The sequence below is a fragment of the Shewanella sp. NIFS-20-20 genome (assembly GCF_019209865.1).
Classification (GTDB): Bacteria; Pseudomonadota; Gammaproteobacteria; order Enterobacterales; family Shewanellaceae; genus Shewanella.
Map to the genome: position 1 here is coordinate 74,990 of NZ_JAHUTT010000001.1, position 23,396 is coordinate 98,385.

The 23,396-nt window shown below is 47.7% G+C and carries 20 protein-coding genes; 6 read left to right on the forward strand and 14 right to left on the reverse strand.

The window, feature by feature from the left end; translation table 11 throughout:
• The first annotated feature begins 19 nt into the window (after positions 1-19).
• Positions 20-2,176 (forward strand): S46 family peptidase, encoded by a 2,157-nt coding sequence (locus KU855_RS00315; protein WP_218528345.1) that lies wholly within the window; start codon positions 20-22, stop codon positions 2,174-2,176.
• On the opposite strand, the gene KU855_RS00320 is transcribed toward KU855_RS00315, so the two are convergent.
• The 5 genes from KU855_RS00320 to KU855_RS00340 all read right to left on the reverse strand — a co-directional run bounded on the left by KU855_RS00320 (position 2,169) and on the right by KU855_RS00340 (position 9,863).
• On the reverse strand, positions 2,169-2,894 hold the full coding sequence (locus KU855_RS00320; RefSeq protein WP_218528346.1) for an RNA pseudouridine synthase: 726 nt from the start codon (positions 2,892-2,894) through the stop codon (positions 2,169-2,171). The genes KU855_RS00315 and KU855_RS00320 overlap by 8 nt on opposite strands.
• A complete protein-coding gene (locus KU855_RS00325) occupies positions 2,873-3,619 on the reverse strand; it encodes a hypothetical protein (RefSeq protein WP_218528347.1) in 747 nt (248 codons plus the stop codon). Before KU855_RS00325 ends, KU855_RS00320 begins: the two co-directional genes overlap by 22 nt.
• Before the next feature lie 66 nt (positions 3,620-3,685).
• The gene (locus KU855_RS00330) at positions 3,686-4,375 is read right to left on the reverse strand and encodes a hypothetical protein (protein WP_218528348.1); all 690 of its coding nucleotides are present in this window, start codon (positions 4,373-4,375) and stop codon (positions 3,686-3,688) included.
• A gap of 55 nt (positions 4,376-4,430) precedes the next feature.
• The gene (locus KU855_RS00335) at positions 4,431-5,702 is read right to left on the reverse strand and encodes a Na+/H+ antiporter NhaC family protein (protein WP_218528399.1); all 1,272 of its coding nucleotides are present in this window, start codon (positions 5,700-5,702) and stop codon (positions 4,431-4,433) included.
• A gap of 267 nt (positions 5,703-5,969) precedes the next feature.
• On the reverse strand, positions 5,970-9,863 hold the full coding sequence (locus KU855_RS00340) for an Ig-like domain-containing protein (protein ID WP_218528349.1): 3,894 nt from the start codon (positions 9,861-9,863) through the stop codon (positions 5,970-5,972).
• A gap of 123 nt (positions 9,864-9,986) precedes the next feature.
• Between KU855_RS00340 and mpl the strand changes: the two genes are divergently transcribed.
• The 5 genes from mpl to KU855_RS00365 all read left to right on the forward strand — a co-directional run bounded on the left by mpl (position 9,987) and on the right by KU855_RS00365 (position 14,306).
• Positions 9,987-11,354, forward strand: a complete 1,368-nt coding sequence (gene mpl / locus KU855_RS00345; protein ID WP_218528350.1) for a UDP-N-acetylmuramate:L-alanyl-gamma-D-glutamyl-meso-diaminopimelate ligase — start codon at positions 9,987-9,989, stop codon at positions 11,352-11,354.
• Complete coding sequence (locus tag KU855_RS00350) at positions 11,351-11,992, forward strand: flavin prenyltransferase UbiX (RefSeq protein WP_218528351.1); 642 nt, start codon at positions 11,351-11,353, stop codon at positions 11,990-11,992. The genes mpl and KU855_RS00350 overlap by 4 nt, the downstream gene beginning before the upstream one ends.
• Positions 11,993-11,999: 7 nt before the next feature.
• Positions 12,000-12,530, forward strand: coding sequence for a hypoxanthine phosphoribosyltransferase (gene hpt, locus KU855_RS00355; protein ID WP_218528352.1), 531 nt, complete (start codon positions 12,000-12,002; stop codon positions 12,528-12,530).
• A 73-nt stretch (positions 12,531-12,603) separates the two neighbouring features.
• Entirely contained in the window at positions 12,604-13,539 is a 936-nt protein-coding gene (locus KU855_RS00360; protein ID WP_218528353.1) for an ABC transporter ATP-binding protein, read from the forward strand.
• Positions 13,536-14,306, forward strand: coding sequence for an ABC transporter permease (locus tag KU855_RS00365; RefSeq protein WP_218528354.1), 771 nt, complete (start codon positions 13,536-13,538; stop codon positions 14,304-14,306). The genes KU855_RS00360 and KU855_RS00365 overlap by 4 nt, the downstream gene beginning before the upstream one ends.
• Positions 14,307-14,356: 50 nt before the next feature.
• On the opposite strand, the gene KU855_RS00370 is transcribed toward KU855_RS00365, so the two are convergent.
• The 9 genes from KU855_RS00370 to sfsA form a co-directional block, all read right to left on the reverse strand.
• The gene (locus KU855_RS00370; RefSeq protein ID WP_218528355.1) at positions 14,357-16,669 is read right to left on the reverse strand and encodes a methyl-accepting chemotaxis protein; all 2,313 of its coding nucleotides are present in this window, start codon (positions 16,667-16,669) and stop codon (positions 14,357-14,359) included.
• A gap of 90 nt (positions 16,670-16,759) precedes the next feature.
• Complete coding sequence (locus tag KU855_RS00375; protein WP_256260806.1) at positions 16,760-17,272, reverse strand: DUF4124 domain-containing protein; 513 nt, start codon at positions 17,270-17,272, stop codon at positions 16,760-16,762.
• A 160-nt stretch (positions 17,273-17,432) separates the two neighbouring features.
• Positions 17,433-18,281, reverse strand: a complete 849-nt coding sequence (gene panC, locus KU855_RS00380) for a pantoate--beta-alanine ligase (RefSeq protein WP_218528356.1) — start codon at positions 18,279-18,281, stop codon at positions 17,433-17,435.
• A 9-nt stretch (positions 18,282-18,290) separates the two neighbouring features.
• Positions 18,291-19,085 (reverse strand): 3-methyl-2-oxobutanoate hydroxymethyltransferase, encoded by a 795-nt coding sequence (gene panB / locus KU855_RS00385; RefSeq protein ID WP_218528357.1) that lies wholly within the window; start codon positions 19,083-19,085, stop codon positions 18,291-18,293.
• Between the two features lie 77 nt (positions 19,086-19,162).
• Entirely contained in the window at positions 19,163-19,642 is a 480-nt protein-coding gene (folK, locus tag KU855_RS00390; RefSeq protein WP_218528358.1) for a 2-amino-4-hydroxy-6-hydroxymethyldihydropteridine diphosphokinase, read from the reverse strand.
• Positions 19,639-21,015, reverse strand: a complete 1,377-nt coding sequence (gene pcnB / locus KU855_RS00395; protein ID WP_371316294.1) for a polynucleotide adenylyltransferase PcnB — start codon at positions 21,013-21,015, stop codon at positions 19,639-19,641. The genes folK and pcnB overlap by 4 nt, the downstream gene beginning before the upstream one ends.
• A gap of 138 nt (positions 21,016-21,153) precedes the next feature.
• Positions 21,154-22,023: a tRNA glutamyl-Q(34) synthetase GluQRS gene (gluQRS, locus tag KU855_RS00400; RefSeq protein ID WP_218528359.1), complete on the reverse strand. Its 870-nt coding sequence runs from the start codon at positions 22,021-22,023 to the stop codon at positions 21,154-21,156.
• 48 nt (positions 22,024-22,071) lie between these two features.
• Positions 22,072-22,515, reverse strand: a complete 444-nt coding sequence (gene dksA, locus KU855_RS00405; RefSeq protein WP_218528360.1) for an RNA polymerase-binding protein DksA — start codon at positions 22,513-22,515, stop codon at positions 22,072-22,074.
• Between the two features lie 169 nt (positions 22,516-22,684).
• A complete protein-coding gene (sfsA, locus tag KU855_RS00410; protein ID WP_218528361.1) occupies positions 22,685-23,389 on the reverse strand; it encodes a DNA/RNA nuclease SfsA in 705 nt (234 codons plus the stop codon).
• Between the last annotated feature and the right edge of the window lie 7 nt (positions 23,390-23,396).

Genomic DNA, 23,396 nt, shown 5'->3' on the forward strand with positions numbered 1-23,396 from the left:
GCCACAATGGAATAACATAATGAAAAAATGGTTACTAACTGCAGTGGTCGCTACTGCCTTGCCAGCCATCGCTGATGAAGGCATGTGGCAGCCCCACCAATTACCGGCTATGGCTGATGAACTTAAGGCCAAGGGCCTAGAAATCGATGTTAACAATATCGCCAAGCTGACTGAATACCCCATGAATGCTGTGATTAGCCTCGGTGGCTGTACGGCATCGTTTGTATCACCGAAAGGCTTAGTCGTCACCAACCATCATTGTGCCTATGGTGCGATCCAATACAATTCAACCGCCGATAATAATTTGCTCAAAGATGGCTTTCTAGCGAAAACTTACGCTGAAGAATTACCGGCAACGCCAGGTTCTCGTATTTATGTTACTGAAGATATTACCAATGTGACTCAAGATGTGATTGCCGGCTTAGCAGATAAGCAAGGCGATGCCTATTATCAAGGCATTGAGGCCAAAGAAAAACAATTGGTTGCTGACTGTGAGCAAGGCGGCGGTTATCGCTGTCAGGTCTATAGCTTCCATAATGGCCTTGAGTATTATTTAGTTAAGCAATTGGAAATTCGTGACGTTCGCTTGACCTATAACCCCGCTGGTAGCATTGGTAAATATGGGGGAGATATTGATAACTGGATGTGGCCACGTCACACCGGAGATTTCTCATTTTATCGAGCCTATGTCGGCCCAGATGGTAAGCCTGCGGATTTTAGCAAAGATAACGTACCCTATGAGCCTAAAAGTTTCTTAAAAGTGTCGGCTAAAGGCGTGAGTGACGGTGATTTCGTGATGGTCGCCGGTTATCCTGGTCGCACCAATCGCTACCGCACTGCCGATGAAGTCGAAAATCAATTTACCTGGGCTTACCCCAACGGCAAAGACTTGCGGGAAACCTTTATCGACATTATCAAGACCACCGCGCCCGAGGGCAGTGATGATCGCATTAAGTATGAGAGCGCACTAGCCGGTCTGGCGAACTACGCTAAAAACTTTGGTTCAATGATCGAGTTTTATGGCAAGTCTGACATGCTGGCCGAACGTCAAGCGCAAGAAGCGGCGCTAGCTCAATGGATCAAAGAGTCACCCGCCCGCACTAAGCAATACGGTGATACCTTATCAACCCTTGAGCAATTAGTGGCACAAAGCCAAGCGGATCAAGCGCGCGATTTATTGATGGGGTATTTAGGTTACAGCACCATGCTACCGACAGCACGTAAGCTGTACCGCTTGGCAAATGAAAAGCAGTTAGCTGACATGGCGCGTGAACCTGGCTACCAAGAGCGCGATATGGTGCACTTTAAGTCGGGCATGGAGCGTATCGATCGTCGCTATGCCGCGAGTGTTGATCAGGCGTTGATGCAAGAGATCCTTAACCGTTATCAATCCTTGCCAGCCAAAGAGCGTCTGGCTGCATTTGATGAGGCGCTTGGGATCACCGCGAAAACCACTCCTGAGCAAATCACTACACTATTAGATAAGCTATACGCTGGGACTGAACTGAATGATCAGGCGACTCGTTTAGCTTGGATGGATAAGTCGGTCGCTGACTTTAAGGCATCGAATGATAGCTTTATTAAGTTAGCCGTGGCGCTATATGAATCTGATATGGCCGAAGAAGCCAAAGCCAAAGAACTTGCCGGTAATCTGATGAAGGTTCGCCCTCAGTATATGGATGCCATCATTGCCTTTAACCGTGAACAAGGTAAGCCAGTATATGCTGATGCTAACTCCAGTTTACGTGTGACTGTGGGTCATGTGAAAGGCTATAGCCCGAAAGATGGCATGCAGGCACTGCCGTTCACTCGCCTTGAGGGGATAGTACAGAAAGACACTGGCCTTGAACCTTTTGATTCACCGGCCAAGCAACTGCAATTAATCAATGACAAGCAATATGGTGACTATTACATGGCTGCCATTGATTCGGTACCAGTTAACTTCTTGTCGACCTTGGATACCACAGGGGGTAATTCGGGATCGCCAACCTTAAATGGTCGCGCCGAATTAGTCGGGTTATTGTTTGATGGTGTGTACGAAAGCATCATAGGTGATTGGGATTATAACGACGATATTAATCGCTCTATCCAAGTAGATAGCCGTTATATGCTCTGGGTGATGGAGTCTGTCGATAATGCCAATAACTTATTGAATGAAATGGTTATCGTTAAGTGATTTTTAGGCTACATGCCTGATATAACTCACTAATCTCTGCGGCCTCTAGGGGCCGCAGAGTATTTTCTGCTAAGCCATTAAGGCTGAGAGTCATCATGCTTTCTCTTTTTAAATCAATTACCTTAAATCCCAGTGCTTGACACATACGCCGAATCTGACGATTCATGCCTTGGGTGAGTTGGATCCTAAACTGGCGTTGATTGACTTGCTGGCATTGGCAAGGTTGGGTGGTCACCGCTTGATAACTGACTCCGTTCGCCATCTGCTGAATAAAGTCAGCATTGAGGGGGGCAGAGACGGTCACCAAATAGCTTTTGTGGTGCGCAAACTCAGGGTGTAATAAATGCTGAGTCAGTAAGCCATCGTTAGTGATCAATACTAGGCCGCGGGAGTCCTTATCTAATCTACCGACTGGATAGGCTCGGGTGGGTAATTGGAGTCGATGGTAAATGCTGCTAGGGTCATCGGCCAATAAGCGACAATCAACCCCCACAGGTTTGTGATAAATCCAATAATTGTAGTGGGTGGGTGGCGTGACAGTGATGCCATCAAGCTGTACTTGTTGTTCGCTTTTTGGCGGATGCCTGTGGCTTAACTTGAGCGTATCAATGTGCTTGGCCAATTGGCCATTAATGCTGACTCGACCCGCCTCGATGAGCCGGCTGGCTTGGCGACGAGAGGCAACGCCACAATAAGCTAAGTATTGATTGATCCGCATGGGTTTCTCCGCTCTACAGGGTCGATGCCGGCGAGCTGCTGATCACCTCTGATAACAAAATGGCTGATAATTAACTGACGTATGGTGAATGCTAGCGCCACATCCCAGCTGATATTTAAGATAGCAATGCCCCAACTAAAATACGGAGCAATACAGTCTTGGTAGTGGCGGGCATGCTCTGAAAGCAAGCTGGCTTCAGTCACGTCGAGGTGGCTGAGATTGACGATACACGCCAGTAGCAATAGAAAACTATTTATCATTAGCCATTTACTGCAGTAAGGTTTGGAGAGCACGCCAGCCAATAAACTCATGCAGCTGAGAAAGGTAATGGAGATAGAGTAATGAAAACTCGCCAATAAGTGTATTCTGCCGAGGTTCATTGGGAATACACCCATCAAAAAAATGGTGATCGAGGTATAAATACCGACGATGGCCAATAATTTGCTGAGCCAGCCAAGCGGGAGTAAGACGAGCCCCAACATCGCTAGAAACATACAAGTGCTGGTGATTAATAAGACCCCATTAAAGATATAGGCCAATTCAAAGTGGCGGTAATCCCCTAATTGATTCGGTCTGATCTTAAATATCTCAAGCCCCACCTGCTGAAATTCATGCCAGGTGATCAAGCCTATGCCTAAGGTGGCAATAATCGCACAGGTTAAGATTAATAAGATGATTAAATGGTGCAAATCACAATATTGGTAATCGCTATATCGATCAAGCAAGGTGTAAGGCTTACCAGTAGTTGGCCGGGCGATAATTATCCATTTTTAGTCAGCGCTAACCGTTAACTAGATCACATTATGTGTTGCCTGATACCGCTCTAGCGTTAACCTATGCACTGTTAACGCTAATCCTAAGCCAGACAACAGGATCATCGTTGCATGGATCCACAGCAGATTAGCGACGAGATCATGGCTGGCTGATGGGGCAGCGCTCATTAAGTCGACACGTTGAAAGTCAAAGTGCCAAAGGATCCCCATCACGCAAATACCCCCTAATACACTGGTGTGAAAAATCATGGGATGACACCAAAGCTTATTGAGCCATTTAGAGCCGATAATCAAGCCAAAGAATAGGCCGGTGATGCCATAAAAAAATAATGACACCCAACCATGGGCTGGTGAGAAATTGAGGGGAAATATCCCTAACAGGATAATGCTAATTCCCGATGCAATACCGGCGTAAGCAATCGTTTGAATGAATCGATGAAGATTCAGATAAATCAGGCTCAGCATGGCCAAAATAAAACTGGAACCAGTGAGTAATAAACTGATGTTATACACTATGGCTAAAGGGGAGTGGAGATAATCACCTAAGATATCAATCCGAGTATTAAATAGGGACAAGCCGACTTTTTGATACATGGCAAAGGCTGACACTAAAATGCCAATACTGCAGATGCTGACACTAACGAGTGTCATATGGATAATTAAGCGATAAGGATCGTATTCATCGAGTTGATAGGGTGGCGGTTGCACTCAAGATGTCCTTTATCTGGCTTTCTTTGAGTATAGACAACCGCCATCGAATAACTTAATGACGCGAGCGGAAAACCACAATCAAGATGGCTACGACGGCTAAAATCATGCCATACCAGGTATATGAAACCGCCGCCAGCGGGCTGATACCAAAGATGGATGCGATTAAGAGCGCTTGCGCACCGTACGGGATTAAGCCTTGGATAATACAGGCAAAGATATCGAGTACACTGGCAGCGCGCTTAGGAGATACGCCGTGCTTTTGGGCTAAATCTTTAGCAATATCACCACTGACCACAATTGATACTGTATTGTTGGCTACGCAAGCATTCGTGGCGGCGACAATACCGGCCATGCCCAATTCCGCGGCGCGACAAGAGGCTTCCCCCTTAGACTTTGAAAACCGAGAGATCAGCTTTTCAATTTGTGCGCTGACAAACGCTAAGCCACCTTGCTGTTGCATCAGTGCGGCCAATCCGCCCACCAACATCGACAAGATAAAGATTTCTTGCATGTTGCTAAAACCGGCATAAATATCTTTGCCAAACGTGATGACATCATAGTGACCTGTCATGAAGCCCGTCGCGCCTGCCAATAGAATGCCTATGGTTAATACCACAAACACATTCAGGCCGGCGACCGCTAACACTAAGATGGTTAAATAGGGGATGACTTTGACAAAATCTATCGATTGGCTGGCGAGCTCTGCATGGCCCTGACCAATCACGGTAAATACCACCAAGGTAATGAGAGATGCTGGCAGTGCGAAAATCAAATTCTCACGGAATTTATCTTTCATTTCACAGCCTTGAGTTCGAGTCGCGGCAATGGTGGTATCCGAAATGATCGACAGGTTATCACCAAATAAGGCGCCAGACATGACGGCACCAGCCATTAATGGCAGGCTGATCCCTGCCTGAGTCGCGACCCCAAGAGCAATGGGCGCGACGGCGGCAATGGTTCCCATGGAAGTGCCCATGGCCGTGGCAATAAATGCCGCGATCACAAAGAAGCCCGGCAAGAGCAATTGTGATGGAATTAACGATAAGCCCAATGCCACGGTAGCATCGACACCGCCAGTGGCTTTCGCCACGGCGGCAAACGCACCGGCTAACAGGTAAATCAAACACATGGCAATAATATTGCTATGGCCGATGCCACGAATAAAGGTCTCAATGGTTTGATTTAAGCTCTGTTTAGATAAGATCACGGCCAAAATAATGGCAGGTAAAATGGCGATGACACTGGGTAATTGATAAAAGGCGAAGTCGACCCCTTGTGACTGGAAATATAAGCCCGCCCCAATAAATAAGGCCAGAAACACCATTAAGGGCAGCAAGGCGATAATGGATCCCGAGGATTGATTGTCGTTAGCAGGATGGCTCAATTTAACACTCTCTTATTTTTTTAGGCCTGGCATGCGAACATCCATGAACGGCTGCAATGGCAAATGAGGTAGGTCAACACACATTATGACCTTAATTATGGCAAGAATAAGTGAATGCTAGACGCCTGTCAATTTAGACGTCTAGATGTTTTTACTTCTATGATGGTTTTGTGACCTAAGCCGAATCTGCTCTAGCATTGTTCGGCATTAATCAATTGAACTTTGTAATAATTTATTGTGTGGTAGCAGGGCACTGACATTATCAGAGTTGGCATGGCCAGCATTGCCCCAAGAGATAATATTGCCCTGATTATCAATGGCCGAAAATCCTCTGTCGCTATGATAAATAGTTTGAATATTGGTTAACCTATCGGCAACCGCACTGGCATCGCCGCCATCGGTACTGCGGCCCCATGCGACGATGCTACCATCATGTTTAAGTGCGGCGAAGGCGTATCGATTACCGTAAATTTGTTTGACTTGAGTGAGTTGACTGGCCACTGCCGTGCTGTCACCACCGTCGATACCATCGCCCCAAGTGACCACAGTGCCATCGGCTTCGAGGGCTGCGAAGGCTTTATAGGTCGAGGAAATTGACTGCACATCTACCGTCGTCGGTATAAAAAATCCGCTAATTCCCTCAGTTGAACCGTAAACTATGCTATCTAGGGTGCCAATCGCTTTGACGGCCCCATCATAGTCAAGAAAAGCAAAGGAGGTTTCACTGGCCGTGATGCTAGCCACATTCGTCATGGTATCTAGGGTGTTTTCCATATCGCCACCCGCCGTCTTATCTCCCCAGCCAAGGCCGATGGCATCCGCCCTAATATAGGCGAATGCTAATTTGTTACTGACGACTTGAGTGACATTACTATCTGCGTAGGTCAGGGCGCCGCCCGGTTGCGTTCCCGGCCGGCCAAGGCCCCATTGATAAATCGCGCCGGAATGATCCAGTGCCGAAAATGCGTAAGCACTGCCTTTAATTTGCTGAATATTACTTAATACGAGACCGCCCATATCGCCGCCATTATTACTTCTGCCCCACGTGACCACAGAACCATCTTGTTTTAGGGCGGCAAATGCACTTTCTGTATGAGCTATGGTGCTGACATTGACTAATTGACCTGCCACGCTGCTACTATCACCGCCACGGTCACTGGTGCCCCAAGTCACGACACTGCCATCGTTTTTGACGGCTGCCATGGCATAGTTGTTAGCGTAAATAGCAGAAACATTTTGTAAATCGGCTTGTACCGTACTGCTATCACCACCAAACTCGGCTTTGCCCCAAGTGACCACGGAACCATCATGTTTCAGGGCAGCGAAGGTGCTTGAACCCGCGAAAATCGTGGCAACATCGACTAATTGATCGGCGACAGCACTGATATTGCCGCCATTATCTGGTTGCCCCCAAGTGACGACCGTGTCGTCCGTCATCAGGGCGGCGAAGGCAAAATAGTTAGCATAAATGGTTTTCACTTGATGGCGCGCATAGGTGACATACTCTGTCGTTGACGCGAGTGATAAGCTGTTACTGGTTTGCGCCTCTAGACGCACATGTTTAAACTTGTCTTGTTGGCTGAGGGTGTAATTAGCCGCAGTGGAAACGACTTGTTCATCAATTAACCAGCGATAGCTATGATAGCTGGCCTCGCAATGATCACAGCTTATCTCAGCCGAGATGGTATAGCCGGGTAATAAGGTGCCATTTATTGTCAGTGAAGTGATCTCGGCGCGCGGTAACTCGGGCAGTTGAATATTGATTAAGCCAGTGGCTAAGCCTCCTTGACCGTCACTGATGGTGTATGCGATTTGATCTTGGCCAGCAGCCAAGGTATTCATCTGATAGCTGATGATCTGCTCGCCAGTGGCAGTCGCGCTGCCTTGGCTTGGCGGGTAAACCTGACTGATCGTTAAGGCATCACCATCGGCATCGCTAATGGCAGAACTAATATTGATGGTCAGTGGCGTATACCGATTGGCCTCTAGGGCCGTAATATTCAGGGTGTTGGCGTTTGGGCTTTGATTGGGGCTAGCATCGGAGACTGACACCAGGGCACTGCCGATAACAGTGTTTACACCATCGGAAATCACCACATCAAACACATCCTCGCCAATGAATCCTTGCGGCTGATAATTAAGGATTTGATTGGCAAATATCACGTTGCCTTGAGCGCCATAGACGGCAACAACCGAGACCACGTCATTATCCGCGTCGTTAATGAGAGGGCCAATATCGATGGTGATATCGGTTTGACTATCGGTTGTGGCGGTAATTAACGATAGTGTTGGGGGCGTATTGGCTACCCTTTGCAGCGTCACCTTGAGTTGACTCAAACTAAAGCCACCTTTGCCGTCGCTGAATATCAGTGACAGGGTGTCGATGTCACCAGCGGTTGGTGCCGTGTAACGAATACTCATGGCCGTGGGCATACTGATCTGGCCGCGATGCGCAATCGCATGAGTTAAGGTTATAGGATCGTCATCTTGATCTTGCACTAAATAACTGACATCGAGTGTGAGTACATCGCCATGAGTCATGGTGATGTTGTCATCAATGCTGATGGGCGGCGAATTTGGATCGGAAACACTAATGACAGCTTCAGCGAGGCGGACTAAGCGACCATCGCTGATCGCCAAGGTAAAGTGATCGGTGCCAACAAAGCCACTGGGATCATAGTTAAGCACTAACCCATCAACCGTGACTAGCCCCGCAGCGCCATAGATAGCGCTGATGCTTAACGGATCGTTTTCGGGATCGCTCACCAACGGACTGATATCAAGGGCGAGGGGAATATCATGTTGCGTGGCGGCGACAATGGGACTGACTTGTGGCGGCTGGTTGGCAGCGTAGGGGTCGATAACATTGATGTTGACGATATTCTGGATTTGTTGCTTTCGCGAGTCCTCAATAATATACACAAACTCATCGGTTCCAGTGAAACCTATGGGCGGGGTGTAGGTCAGTTTGGTATCGGCGGTAATCGCCACTTGGCCTTGGCCACCTAAGGTTTTCACCAATTGCAAATTATCGCCTAACGGGTGATTGATGTAGGGGCTAATATCGAGAGTGAGTGCTTGTTCCATCAGAACCGATGCCGTAATCGCTTGGGCTGTGGGTCCTTGTGCATCGCTAAGGCTCACCTGAATTTGGGCTAGGCTCATGACGCCATTTGGGGTTGAGACTTTATAGTTAATGCTCCATGGCCCTTGGCTATCGTCGGGAGTCACAAGGATTTGTTTGGGCGCAATTTGGCTAAAGACCTCAACTTGGCCGCTTAACTGGATGATCTCAGCATTGTTAGCCTCGGTGCCGCTGAGTAACATCAGCGCGTCTAAATCGATCACTAATGATTGATTCGGCGGGCTCACTCCCTGCCAATTGGCGGCGGTTAATATGGCCTGATCGACGCCTATCACGATATCTATCGTGCCTTGGCCGTAGAGTTCGCCTTGGCGAAAAGAAAATTGGATCTGAGCGACGCCAGGCGTGGAAGGCGCTTGGTATTCAATGTATTGGTCTTGGATGCTGGCATTGGTGCTTAGCCAGAGTAATTCGATGGGCTGCTGGTTGCTTAATCGCCCGAGTATGGCTTGCTGCCAGTTAAACTGCCAAGTTTCGTTGGGTTGCAATTGTTGATCAAACAGTAACTTTGTCTGTGATGTGCTGGTACTCAGTTGATTGATGCTCAGCAGCAATTGTATGCTCAGCATAGGATCGCTTTGGCTTTGAACAATAATCGGGGTGGTTTGCAGGCCATTTTGTGCGGCGGTGACAATTTTGAGATGTTGTGCAGCCAGTATCGAGACACTATGAGGTTGGTTGAGGTTATCGACAGAAGTCACCGACCAAGCTTGATTATCTAGTGATAAATAACGATTAAGATCAATAATATGGGTCTGGTCGCTGGTTAAACTTAATTGAATTTGGTTGGGCACCTGAGGAGATTCAATCGGCGCGGGAGTCGGTGCGGGTTCTGATGTGTTTATCTCAATATAGTGGGTGTCTTTACAACCGGAAATTACCAGTAACATCACCAGCCATAACCGGTGGCGTTTGAGTGTTTCCCAAAGTACAGACCCAAACCTTAGTTGAAACATTACACATCCTTATAAAAAAACCTATTTCCTTAGCTTGATTTTAGTCGTTCTTCAAGAATTTGCATTTTGAGTCGTCAGCGATGGTGCGTACAATAGTCAATAAGTTAATTATTTGAGCATGATATGCGTATTCATATTCTTGGGATTTGCGGCACGTTTATGGGGGGCATTGCCTTATTGGCCAGAGCCATGGGGCATGAGGTAACCGGTAGTGATGCCAATGTGTATCCCCCCATGAGCACTCAGTTGGAAGAACAAGGGATCAGCTTGATCCAAGGGTTTGATCCTGCGCAACTGGATCATGCCCCCGATCTGGTGGTGATAGGCAATGCCATGAGCCGTGGCAACCCGTGTGTTGAAGCTGTGCTCAACCTAGGCTTGAAATACACCTCTGGCCCTCAGTTTCTCGCCGATTATATCTTGCCGAGTAAATGGGTATTAGCGGTTGCTGGCACCCATGGAAAAACGTCGACCGCCAGCATGTTAGCTTGGATCTTAGAAGCATGCGGCTATCAGCCCGGATTCTTAATCGGTGGCGTTCCCCAAAATTTTGGCATTTCAGCGCGCTTAGGGGCAACCGACTTCTTTGTGGTCGAAGCCGATGAATATGACAGTGCTTTTTTTGATAAGCGATCTAAGTTTGTTCATTACCAGCCAAACACCTTAGTGATTAATAATTTAGAATTTGATCACGCGGATATTTTTGCTGATCTGGCGGCAATTCAGCGTCAATTCAACCATGTGATCCGTACCGTGCCATCCCAAGGGAAAATCATTTGGCCGAGTTCCAGTCAGGCGGTGGCAGATGTGATAGCTCAAGGCTGTTGGAGTGAGCAAGAGACCTTAAACCTTGATAATACTACCCCAGGTTGGTTTTTAGACGCCTTGGCCGATGATGGTCATGAGTTTGCGGTATACCTTGATGGCGAGCAGCAAGGCGTGGTCAATTGGTCGTTAATCGGGCGCCATAATATGGAAAATGCCTTGATGGCTATCGCCGCCGCCCGCCATGTTGGTGTGGCGCCAGCCCATGCGATAGCGGCCTTGGCTGAGTTTGTACCACCTAAACGGAGAATGGAGCTGTTGGGATCGGTTAAGGGCGTGAGTGTCTATGATGATTTCGCCCATCACCCGACAGCCATCGCGACCACATTAGCGGCCCTGCGCGCTAAAGTCGGTGAGGCCTCCATTAGTGTGATTTTAGAGCCGCGCTCCAACACCATGAAAAGTGGGGTTCATAAAGACACCTTGGCGACGTCGTTGGCATTGGCTGATTCTGTCTATTTATATCAGTCTGATGCCGTCACCTGGGATATTGCCGCCGCCATGCAAGATGCCAAGATTCATACCCAAATCTTCAACAGTGTCGATGCGATTGTTGCCGATGTTTGCCAAGCGGCAAGCGCCGAGCATATTTTAGTCATGAGTAATGGGGGGTTTGAAGGCATTCATACCAAGCTGCTACGCGCCTTGGCTGAGGTAGAGTCATGAAACAACAGATGAAAAGCATAAGTTTAGGCTGGACTGGCGCATCGGGTGCGCCCTATGGCTTGACCCTGCTCAAGTGCTTGCTTGAGGCGGATTATCGGGTATTTTTAATGATTTCTTCGGCGGCAAGGGTGGTATTGGCGACCGAACAAGGACTCAAGCTGAGTGCCAATCCTGCGCAAGCCACTTCGCAAATTCTGACGTACCTTGGCTGTGAGCGTGGCGAACTGGTGGTGCTAGGTAAAGATCAGTGGTTCTCGCCGCCGGCGTCAGGCAGTGCGGCGCCGAAACAAATGGTTGTCTGCCCTTGCTCGACGGGCTCGTTGGCTGCGATTGCTAGTGGTATGAGCAACAATTTATTGGAAAGAGCGGCGGATGTCATATTAAAAGAACGTGGTCAATTAATCTTAGTTCCGCGGGAAATGCCATTTAATAGCATTCACTTAGAGCATATGCTTAAGCTCACCAATATGGGGACTGTTATCATGCCGGCGTCACCAGGTTTTTATCATGATCCCAAATCAATCCAAGATCTGGTAAACTTCGTGGTCGCCCGAATTTTAGACCATTTAGGCGTTGACCATGTACTAAGCCAGCGCTGGGGTTATGACTCTGGCATTGAGGCTGAAACCGACAATTGAGAGTGCTATGAAACACACCATTGAAGAGATGATCTCGACCGCCGAGATTAATATTAAACTGGACGAGTTGGCTGAAAAGATTAATGCCCACTACGTCAACAGTGAGCGTTTATTAATGGTGGGCTTACTGAAAGGCTCGGCTGTATTTATGGCAGATTTATGCCGTCGCATTAACGGACATGTTGAAATAGATTTTATGGCGGTATCCAGTTATGGCTCGGCCATGACCAGTTCTCGCGATGTTAAGATCCTCAAAGATGTGCAATCAGACATTCAAGGTCGTGATGTGCTCATCGTTGAAGATTTGATTGATTCAGGTAATACCCTTAATAAAATCCGCGAGATGTTATTGCTACGTGACCCAAAGAGCCTCGCTTTATGTACCTTACTCGACAAGCCTGAGCGTCGAGAAGTGGATGTGCCTGTCGATTTCATTGGTTTCACTATTCCTGATGAGTTTATCGTCGGTTATGGGATCGATTACGCCGAGCAATATCGAAATCTTCCCTATATCGCCAAGGTTATTCCACTGGAATAACCCTAAAAACTCCCGCAAATGCGGGAGTTTTTTTAGCCATTTTGCTCAAAAGATCGAATCATAGGACCCTGATATGACACAGCTTGCGCTTGAAATTAATGGACTTCAGAAAACATATCAAACCGGTGTACATGCGGTAAAAGGTATTAGCCTTAGCGTACCTCAAGGAGATTTCTTTGCCTTGCTAGGCCCTAATGGTGCGGGTAAGTCGAGTACCATTGGAATAATTAGCTCGTTAGTGCAAAAGACCTCGGGTCAGATCAAGGTATTTGGTTATGACTTAGATAGTCAGTTAGAGCAGGCGAAATTATGCATTGGTCTGGTACCACAAGAATTTAATTTCAATCAGTTTGAAACCGTGTTGCAAATTGTGGTCAACCAAGCCGGTTATTATGGCGTGCCTCGTCATATTGCCATGGACCGAGCTAAAACTTATTTAAGTCAGTTGGATTTATGGGAAAAGCGCGACAGTCAGTCGCGTGAACTGTCCGGCGGCATGAAACGTCGCTTAATGATTGCGCGGGCATTAATGCATCAGCCCAAGTTATTGATCTTAGATGAGCCCACCGCTGGGGTTGATATTGAACTACGGCGGTCGATGTGGGAGTTTTTACGGAGGCTTAATGAGCAAGGTGTGACGATCATTTTGACGACTCATTACCTCGAAGAAGCGGAAATGCTGTGTCGTAATATCGGTATTATCGATAGAGGTCAGCTGGTGGAATGCACCAGCATGAAGCAACTGCTGAGCCAGCTCAATGTTGAAACCTTCATTCTTGACTGTCGGCAGGCGTTAACTGAGATGCCGGATCTTAATGGTGTGACAGGGAGGTTAGTGGATACTCACACACTGGAGGTGGATGTTGAGAAGCACCACAGCCTTAATCATGTCTTTGCCGCGTTAACTGAGCAAGGCATTCATATTGTCTCCATGCGAAATAAAGCCAATCGCTTAGAAGAGCTATTTGTTCGACTGGTGCAAAATAGTGTGCAGGAGCCCAACGAATGAACCACTTATATCTGATTGCATTTAAAAGCATTTTAATAAAAGAAATCAATCGTTTTACCCGTATTTGGGTGCAAACGTTAGTGCCTCCAGCCATTACCATGACCCTCTATTTTTTGATTTTTGGTAATCTAGTGGGCAGTCGTATCGGTGAGATGGGCGGCGTATCATATATGGCCTTTATCGCGCCAGGTTTAATCATGATGTCAGTGATTACCAACTCATATTCCAATGTGGCTTCGTCGTTTTATAGTGCCAAGTTTCAACGCAATTTAGAAGAGCTGATGGTCGCGCCTGTGCCGCATTATGTGATGATTGCGGGCTATGTGGGCGGCGGCGTGACTCGCGGGTTATGTGTCGGGGTTATTGTGACCTTAGTGGCGACGTTTTTTGTCGACTTACAGATTGAACATTGGGGGCTGATGCTATTAACTGTGTTATTGACCTCGATACTCTTTTCGTTGGCGGGGTTAATCAATGCGGTGTTTGCCAAAAGCTTCGACGATATCAGCATTATTCCGACCTTTGTGCTGACACCATTAACCTATTTAGGCGGGGTGTTTTATTCACTGTCGTTATTGCCTGAGTTTTGGCGTGGAGTCTCGACTTTAAACCCTGTGGTTTATATGATCAACGTCTTCCGCTATAGCTTTTTAGGTATTGCCGACATCAGTGTGCCCTTGTCGGTTGCTATCATGGTCGGCTTTTGTCTGGCATTTTGGTGGATTGCTTACTATCTAATCTCTCGCGGGATTGGCTTAAGAAGTTAAGCCTTTGATTATGCAGTGGCAATAAGTGGGGGGCATGTGCCCCCGACTGATTAGTATTTAAAATTGGCTAATTGTTTAATTAATTGATTGGCTTCATTTTCCAGTGTTGCCGATAAGTGTTCCGAGGTTTCGGTATTAGTGGCAATATCACCGGCTGACTGGGCGATATCACCACACTGGCGACCTAATTCTGCGGCTTGCTGAGATTGGTGTCTGGCGGAATCGGAAATCTGTAAATTCATCGTATTCAATTTTTCTATCATGGTGACGATGTCATTAAGCATCTGGCCGTTGGTATCACAGGCGCTTTTGCCCTGAGTCGCCATGGTACTGATGGTGCCGACTTGGCTAACCACGTTTTGCGTTTCTTGTTGAAGACGCTCAATCTTTTGCCTAATCTCCCCCGTCGAGCTTTGAGTTCGACTGGCCAAGGTGCGGACTTCATCCGCGACCACCGCAAAGCCACGGCCTTGTTCGCCGGCTCTTGCCGCTTCAATGGCGGCATTTAGCGCTAACAGGTTGGTTTGCTCAGCAATACTTTGAATGACATCTAACACTGAGGCAATCGATAAACTTTCTTGCTCAAGGTTTCTGATTGAGACGGTGACCTCATCCATGCGCGCCGCCAAGACATCCATCTGTTGGCCCAGTTCACTGGCGACTGAGGCGGTTTGTTGGCATTTGTCATTGGCGGTATTAACTTCTTGCGCCGCTTGCTCCGCGGATAAAGCAACGCCCTCAACTTCGGCAGTCATGTCCCCAATCGACGCCACCACAGCGTTGGCTATTGAGGATTGCTGGCTGGTGGTTTGACGCGCTTGCTTCATATCGGCAACAATCTGAGCACTATGGGAAAATATATTTTTAGAGGTTGCTGCAGATTGCCCGAATAGCGATTGGATCTCGCTGAAAAACTGATTCAAACTCTGAGTTAAGGTCAGCAGTTCGCCTTTAGCCGTGGTATGGATCCTCGTCGACAGATCCTTGTTGGCGCTGATCTGGTGGATTTGATCTATGGTCTCCACCATAGGACGAGCAATACTGCGGCCAATAAAGGCACCGATAATCGCGGCGAGGATCAACAGCGCGACACACACGATGGCGAGGGTGGTATAGGTGGTGGTTTTTAGCTGCTCAAGATCAATGATCGCTTCGGCTTCATCAATTTCACTTAATATCCCCCACTGCAGGCCAAGTACATCAAGGGCCGTAAAGGCCGAGATGACACTGACATCGCGGTAGTCTTTGACCACTTGCACACCGTTGCCGCCAGCTAAGGCTTGGCGCGATGTTAATGTATCGACAGGTTGAATACCAATGGCAGTGCCTTTGGCTTTCAGCATCTCAAGGGTGTTGGCATCAAGGTTGCTGGCTGTTAATGCTGCCAAATAATTCGCGGTATCTTCCAATAAAAATCGACTTTGACTGCGTAATAAGCCGTCAGAACCCACTAAGTAGGTTTCGCCACTACTACCCATTCCCGCATCTTGCCAAGCTTGGTTAAAGGTCATAATGGCATTGATATTATCCACCGGCATTTGAAAAATCAGCACGCCAATGACGCCGCTGGCATCACGAATATTGGTGGCGATAAAGGATGCCGCGTTCTCATACGACGGATAATATTTATCAAAGTCTTCGAGGATAACCTCGCCGGGTTGTTGCAGCGCCTTAGTAAAGGCTGATGCTAGCCCAGTGTTAGCGTAAGGGCCATTTAACAAATTGGTGGCATAATCCAGTTCTTTAAATACCGAGTAGACCACATTGCCTTGAGTATCGACCATGAAAATGTCGTAGAAACCGAAGGCTTCTAGAAAATGATTAATGCTGGGATGGTATTTGCTGTGTAGCCAAGTGTAATCGGTGCTGTCGGCGCTAGCATTGAGTTTGTTTTTTTCGCCTAATGGGTTGTTATTACTGCTGATGTAAGCAGTTTGCAGTGTTTTTGCATTACTGGCTAATTGTTGAAGTTTCGCCGAGGCATCACCGTTTTTGTTATTCAACGCTTGATATTGCTGACCAAATTCTTGGTTGTAATAGCGCTCTAACTGGTCTCGTTGATTGGTGTATTGGCCCTGGGATTGCTGCTCAAATACTGGGAAGCTGCGAGCAAACTCTTTCATGGCATCTTGGATCATGGTCGTCGACGCGAGAGTTTCCAATTGGCTGGCAATGGTTTCAAAATAGGCCGTAATCTGCTCTTTTTTGATTTCTCGAATTGAAATGAGCTGTTCGCTGGCGCGGTTTTTAATGGCTTGTTCGGATTGGACGTAAGTGCGCCAGCTAATGATGCCTCCCGAAGCAATAATGCCCAACGTGCACATTAATACGCAGGCTAGAATAATCCTGTTTGCAATCGACATAAATATCCCTATTTCAATTCGTCACCTATTTGAAGTATAGACACAAATTAGTAAAGTGAATGAAATAGTATGTTGAGCAAATAATTGTGGTTAAGACTGCGGAGTGTTATCGGCGATGAAGGTGCGGCGCTGTAATAGTTGCCGTATAACTAATTGATTTTTAATTATTAATTCGCCGTAGTGTTGCTCGAGTTGTGATTGAGCTTCTATATACTCAGGGTGATTCTTTTCTTGTTTTTGCCAGAAACGTCGGCGTTCCAGTTTTTGCAATTCATTACTTTTAAGGATGCTGTAATAGGCACTTTCTTGTCTGAGCCTGAAGATTTCATCATCGACCAGTTGGAGTAACTTTTCTTTGGTGAGGGTTTGCTCATTAAGCAAATCCAATAAAGGATCTTTGGGAGTATTGAGTTTGTCAGTATCGATGACCTTGGCAAAACCCAGTTGAAACTCTATTTCGTGTTGGCGTGAGTCTTGAGGACAAGTGGTTTGCGAAAAACTCACTTTCCCCTCTTTCATGCACTTATAAATAGCGGCATGGCTCGAAAATGACATGAGCGCAATGGCAACAAACAGGTTGAGTGATGGCCTATTCACAATCATTTTGCTGAAAATCCTTTCGCAGCAGCATTGTTTTCACAGACATTGATAGAGTCTGCTACACACACAAGGTTAACCGAGTGTTAACATTATGCGCGATGCGTAAACTGAATACCAGTTTTTTGGCACTGGAGTTTTTTTGACACGCGCATAATGACGAGAATTAATTTCTCGTAAATTCAATATTATCGATAAGTCGCGTCTGGCCAAGGTAGGCGGCAGCTAAGATCACCAGCGCGTTATCTTCTGGACGCGCCGGGGTTAAATTGCTGGCATTACAAACGGCTAAGTAATCTGGCCTAAAGCCGACACGCGCAAGTTTAGCCGTTGCAGCTTGTGTCGCCTGTGTAATGGTTTCCCCTTGTAAAATTGCTAACTTGAGCTCATCAATGGTGCGCTTAAGCGTGGGGGCTAGCGCCAGTTGCTCAGGGGTAAGATAGCCATTGCGCGAGCTTAAGGCCAATCCAGATTCGGCTCTTTGGGTGTCGATACCTATGATATCTATCGGCAGGCAAAGATCAGTGACTAGGGTCTTGATCACTTGTAACTGCTGAAAATCCTTTTTACCAAACAAGGCCACATCGGGCTGCACTAAGTTAAACAACTTAGCAACAATGGTCGCCACGCCACGAAAATGGCCCGGACGACTGGCGCCACATAAAGTGTCACTAAGGTGGGGCACTTCAATAAAGGTTTGGCTGGCGAGCCCCTTGGGGTACATGGTCTCGACCTGTGGGGTAAACAGTAAATCCGTGCCCGCTTGGATGAGGGCTTGATAATCGGCGGCCAAGGTTCTGGGGTATGCGTCCAGATCTTCATGCACACCAAATTGCATCGGATTAACAAAAATCGACACCACCACCTTATCGGCATGGGTAAGAGCTGCGCGCACTAACTCCAAGTGGCCTTGGTGGAGGTTGCCCATCGTCGGCACAAAGGCGATGGTTAATCCTTGTTGACGCCAATGGCGGATGTGTTGGCGTAATTGCTGAATATTATCAACGCTAAGCATGCTAATGCCTTAATTAAAAGTGTGTTCGGCTGCGGGAAAACTGCCGCGGGTGACTTCGTCAATATAACAACGGATGGCTGCCCGAATGTCTCCGCTTTGTTGTAAATAGTTCTTGGAGAAACGCGGAATATAGCCACTGGAAATACCGAGGACATCATGCATGACTAAGATTTGACCGTCAGTGTCTTTACCCGCACCAATGCCGATGACCGGAATACTTAGGCAGTCGGTAATGAGTTTAGCCAACGAGGCTGGGATGCACTCAAGCACGAGCAGTTGTGCCCCGGCGGCTTGTAAGGCTTTGGCTTCTCTAAGAATACGCTGACTGTTGTCCTCATCGCGCCCCTGCACTTTAAAGCCACCAAAGACGTGCACCGATTGTGGCGTCAGCCCTAAATGGCCGCACACCGGGATGCCACGTTCGGTGAGCATAGTGACAGAGGGTAATAACCATTCTCCGCCTTCCACCTTGACCATGTTCGCCCCAGCTTGCATCAACAGGGCAGCATTTTGCAGGGTTTGCTCTGGTGTGGCATAGCTCATAAATGGCATGTCGGCGATCAGTAAGGCGCGCTCGATGCCGCGGTGAACGCAGCGGGTATGATAAGCAATATCTGCCACGGTGACGGGTAAGGTATCGTTATGACCTTGCAGCACCATGCCCAAGGAATCACCCACCAATAAGACATCGATGCCTTCGGCGTCAAAGGCGCCAGCAAAACTGGCATCATACGCGGTGAGCGCAGTGATCTTGCGGCCCTCTTGCTTGAATTTTTGCAGACTCGAAGTGGTAACTTTTGACATATTTGTCGATTTCCCTATGTGTTGACTCACTCAATTTGCTGGTTATAAAGGATTGTTGCTGACTCGGCAATCCTTTGTTAATCGAGTTTCTCGAGTGCTGACCAATGCTGAGGCGTTAATAGTGACGTTAACGGAGTCTGACAAGGCAGGATAAGTTCTGGCGCGAGTTCGAATAGTGGTACCAGGACAAAACTGCGTTGTTTCATGCCGTAATGAGGGATGGTTAAGCGTTCGCTATTAAGCTCTTGATTGCCGTAAAGCAATATATCTAAATCTAAGGTTCTAGGTCCCCAGCGAACAGATCGTTGTCGCCCTTGTTGTTGTTCTATTTGTTGGAGTGCATCGAGTAAGGCCAGAGGTGAAAGGGAGGTGGTAAAACGCGCGACGGTATTCAAATAGTCGGGCTGAATGACATCCCCCATGGGCACGGACCGATAAATGCTCGCCACCTCAATGCCGCTTGCGCTAGCCAAGCCTTGTAAGGCTTGGCAGGCATCGCGCAGTTGCTGTTTGGGGTCATTAAGATTGGCCCCTAAGGCAATATAGACTAAGTTCACTCGGCTTCTGCCTGTGGTTTTCTTGGCTTTTTACGGCGGCGTTGGTTGCGACTACGACCACCACCAGAGCCTTCGCGCTGACCACTTTTGGCTAGCTGTAAGCGTTGTTCTTCATCGCTATCAACAAATTGTTGCCACCAAGTCGCCGTCTTGGCCACTTGACCGCCTTCAGCGGCTCCGCGCAGTAACAGTAAGTCATAGGCGGCTCTAAACTTAGGGTTTTCCATCAGTTTAAAGGCTCGGGTATTTAGACTGCGATCAAAGCGTAATTGCATCTGCCAAATATCGCGTGCTGGCGCGGTAAAGCGACGCGGTATGCTGATAGTGCGGCACTGATCTTCAATGACATCACCCATGGCTGCAAAATATGCATCGTATTTAGGCAAGCCGCTTTCTAGGGCAATATCATCTCCACGTTGGGCGAGTGGATACCAAAGTAACGCGGCATAGAAGAAGGCGGGAGTGACACTCTTTTCTTCACTAATGCGGGTGTCGGTATTGGCCATGACCAACTGGACCATCTTGTTGGCCGCGCCTTTAGGACATTCTTTAAGCTGGCTATCGAGCAAGGGGAACAGCGGCGTAAATAAGCCATACTCTTGCATCATCTGGTAAGTGGCTTTCGCCTGGCCAGAGAAAAACAGCTTAAGCACTTCTTCATACATGCGTGCTGCCGGGATATCGCTGAGCAAATGCGCCAATGCGGGGATCGGCTCGGCGGCGGCCTTATCAATCGTCATCGATAATTTGGTGGCAAAACGCACGGCTCTGAGCATACGCACCGGATCTTCACGGTAACGTTTTTGAGGATCGCCAATCAGTTTGAGCTGACCACGTTCCAGATCGTCAATCCCGCCGCCATAACTATGGATAGAATAATCGGCAATGTTGTAATAGAGGGCGTTGACGGTGAAGTCGCGGCGCTCGGCATCTTCGTCGATGTTGCCATAGACGTTATCTCTGAGCAGCCGACCGGTTGCATTCGCTTTAGAAATCTTGTCGTTAGCCTCTTCGTGATGACCACGAAAGGTTGCTACTTCGATAACATCACGGCCAAACACAATATGAGCAAGGCGGAATCTGCGACCCACTAAGCGGCAATTGCGGAATAGTTTTTTAATTTCTTCTGGGGTCGCATTGGTGACCACGTCAAAATCTTTTGGCGCTAACCCCAATAGAATATCGCGAACACCGCCGCCGACTAAGTAGGCTTGGTATCCCGATCTATTTAATCGATACAGTACCTTAAGTGCATTCTCGCTGATTTGCTTACGAGAAATCGTGTGGCCATCTCGGGACACGATTTGCTTGCTCAGACCCGATGACGCTAGCGCGATATCCGCGGTCGGCTGAGGGTGTTCTGTCTCTGTCACCTTGGTGGGTGAAAACAGTTGTTTACAGAATTGACTAATACGGCGAAAAATGGGACACCTCGTCACTGTCTGGGTTATTAAGTAAGATCAGGCGCTATGATATAACATCTGACAAGATTTGAGTATATTCACGCGCATTCACTGTGGCAGCAGGATTTCCTTTTGCTTGGGAATGCTCTCAAGATCAAATTGAGCGATGGCTTGATGTATCATCAATGCCACCTCACCACAGGGCTCTACCTGTGGTTGGCCTAAAAAGGCGAGTGCGGCGTTGAGCGCTGGCTGGGGATGCGATTTATCCACAGGTGTCGCATGATTTTGTTTGGATAATTTACTGCCTGGCCCTTGGCAAGCCAGGGGTAAATGTAACCAATCTGGCACGGCGGCGTTAAGGGCATTAAATAAGCTGATTTGCCGCACCGTGGCCTCGAGTAAATCGGCCCCTCTGACGACTTCAGTGATCCCCGCAGCAATGTCATCCATCACCACCGCCAGCTGATAGGCATAGAAGCCATCACTGCGGCGGATGATAAAATCTTCTTTGGCAAATGCCGCGTCAGTGTGAATAGGCCCTTGCAGTTGATCGATAAAATGATCGCAGCCTTGATTGTTGACCCAGCGTATGGCTCCAGAATCGAGCTGTTGCTGGCGACAGTGACCGTTATAAATACCGCCGCGGCTACGAATTTGCTGGCGGCTACATTGGCAATAATAGGCTTGCTGGTGCGCTAACCAATCTGCAATTTGGTCCTGGTAGTCATGGTGTCGTTGGCTTTGATAGATAACCTGTTGATCCCAGTGTAAGCCGAAGGCTTCTAAGGTGCGCAAGATATCATCAGCAGCGCCATGCACTTCGCGCGGTGGGTCGATATCTTCAATCCGAACTAACCATAGTCCTTGGCAATGACGGGCACGCAAAAAGCTACCGAGCGCGGCAACTAATGATCCAAAGTGTAAGGCACCAGAGGGAGAGGGCGCGAAACGGCCACGATAATGAATATTTTTCACGGTTCAATATTTTACGGGAGCAAATGCTCCCGTAAATCGAGGACGGAATTAACCGGCCATTTGTTTTTCTTTGATTTCAGCCAACGTTTTACAATCGATACATTGATCGGCAGTCGGACGGGCTTCTAAACGGCGAATCCCAATTTCGATACCACAGGTTTCACAGAAACCAAAATCATCTTCTTCGATTTTTTGCAGCGTTTTTTCGATTTTTTTGATCAGTTTACGCTCACGATCGCGGGCTCGTAACTCTAAGCTGAACTCTTCTTCTTGAGCAGCACGGTCAACGGGATCGGGGAAGTTTGCAGCTTCATCCTGCATATGGTTCAGAGTACGATCGACTTCTTCGCGCAATTGATTACGCCACGCATCCAGAATCTTTCTGAAATGGCCCAGTTGAGCAGAATTCATATACTCTTCACCAGGTTTTTCCTGGTAGGGTTCTACACCTGCGATAGCGAGAACGCCGAGTTTTTTGGTGCCTTCAGGCATAACGCATCTCCTGTAATCTTTTGCGTCGTAGGGCGTCTGTATTCAAACGGCCGCTATCTATATCAGAATCTATACACCGAGGCAAATTTTTTACATTCCCTTGTATGATTTATTTGACTATGTTCTTTAATTTACAGAAATTCAAATTTTCGGCCGAAAAAGTGGCGGATTATTTTTCAAACAAGCATTTTTGATGGATTTTTATCTCGTCTGTAGTGATTTCAACACCATAGGCCAAAACTTCTACCCCGAGGTCGATGGCTTGCTGTAGAAGTCGGCAGTAGTCGGGGTCAATATGCTCGGCGGGACGCATTTGATGGATGCCGGTGTGTTGGACCACAAACAATAATACACTGCGATGGCCGCGTTGTTTCATGGCCATGAGTTCTCGCAAATGTTTTTGACCTCGGGTCGTCACGGCATCGGGGAAATATCCCCATTGACCTTCGAGCAAGGTGCAGCTTTTGACTTCAATATAACAATCGGCTTGAGCGGGGGCACTTAGCAGTAAATCGATGCGGCTATTTTCTTGACCGTATTTCACTTCTCGGCGACAGGTGTCATAACCGCAGAGCTCGCTAATGTGCTGCGCCTTAATCGCTTCTTCGGCAAGGGCGTTTGCTCGGCCTGTATTGAGCCCTATCAAATGCCCCGCAGGCGTGGTCATCACTTCAAAGGTCCCAGGATATTTTCGTTTTTGATTGTCGGACAGTGAATACCACAGCGGCTCGTTTTCAAACAAGCAATTCTTCATAGAGCCGGTGTTGGGACAATGAATGGTGATTTGCGAACCGTCATCCAGTTTGACGTCAGTCAAAAATCGTTTATAGCGCTTAATGAGGCGACCTGATTGCAGTGGCGGTGAAAAGTGCATAGCGACA

Bases quoted from the DNA above. Each gene is read 5' to 3' on its own strand.
- panB (WP_218528357.1), bottom strand. From the start codon at position 19,085: ATGTCAAAAGTTACCACTTCGAGTCTGCAAAAATTCAAGCAAGAGGGC.
- KU855_RS00340 (WP_218528349.1), bottom strand. From the start codon at position 9,863: ATGTTTCAACTAAGGTTTGGGTCTGTACTTTGGGAAACACTCAAACGC.
- KU855_RS00315 (WP_218528345.1), top strand. From the start codon at position 20: ATGAAAAAATGGTTACTAACTGCAGTGGTCGCTACTGCCTTGCCAGCC.
- dksA (WP_218528360.1), bottom strand. From the start codon at position 22,515: ATGCCTGAAGGCACCAAAAAACTCGGCGTTCTCGCTATCGCAGGTGTA.
- KU855_RS00320 (WP_218528346.1), bottom strand. From the start codon at position 2,894: ATGCGGATCAATCAATACTTAGCTTATTGTGGCGTTGCCTCTCGTCGC.
- panC (WP_218528356.1), bottom strand. From the start codon at position 18,281: ATGCTTAGCGTTGATAATATTCAGCAATTACGCCAACACATCCGCCAT.
- sfsA (WP_218528361.1), bottom strand. From the start codon at position 23,389: ATGCACTTTTCACCGCCACTGCAATCAGGTCGCCTCATTAAGCGCTAT.
- KU855_RS00360 (WP_218528353.1), top strand. From the start codon at position 12,604: ATGACACAGCTTGCGCTTGAAATTAATGGACTTCAGAAAACATATCAA.
- KU855_RS00350 (WP_218528351.1), top strand. From the start codon at position 11,351: ATGAAACAACAGATGAAAAGCATAAGTTTAGGCTGGACTGGCGCATCG.
- KU855_RS00335 (WP_218528399.1), bottom strand. From the start codon at position 5,702: ATGGTGTTTCTGGCCTTATTTATTGGGGCGGGCTTATATTTCCAGTCA.
- KU855_RS00365 (WP_218528354.1), top strand. From the start codon at position 13,536: ATGAACCACTTATATCTGATTGCATTTAAAAGCATTTTAATAAAAGAA.
- mpl (WP_218528350.1), top strand. From the start codon at position 9,987: ATGCGTATTCATATTCTTGGGATTTGCGGCACGTTTATGGGGGGCATT.
- hpt (WP_218528352.1), top strand. From the start codon at position 12,000: ATGAAACACACCATTGAAGAGATGATCTCGACCGCCGAGATTAATATT.
- KU855_RS00370 (WP_218528355.1), bottom strand. From the start codon at position 16,669: ATGTCGATTGCAAACAGGATTATTCTAGCCTGCGTATTAATGTGCACG.
- KU855_RS00375 (WP_256260806.1), bottom strand. From the start codon at position 17,272: ATGATTGTGAATAGGCCATCACTCAACCTGTTTGTTGCCATTGCGCTC.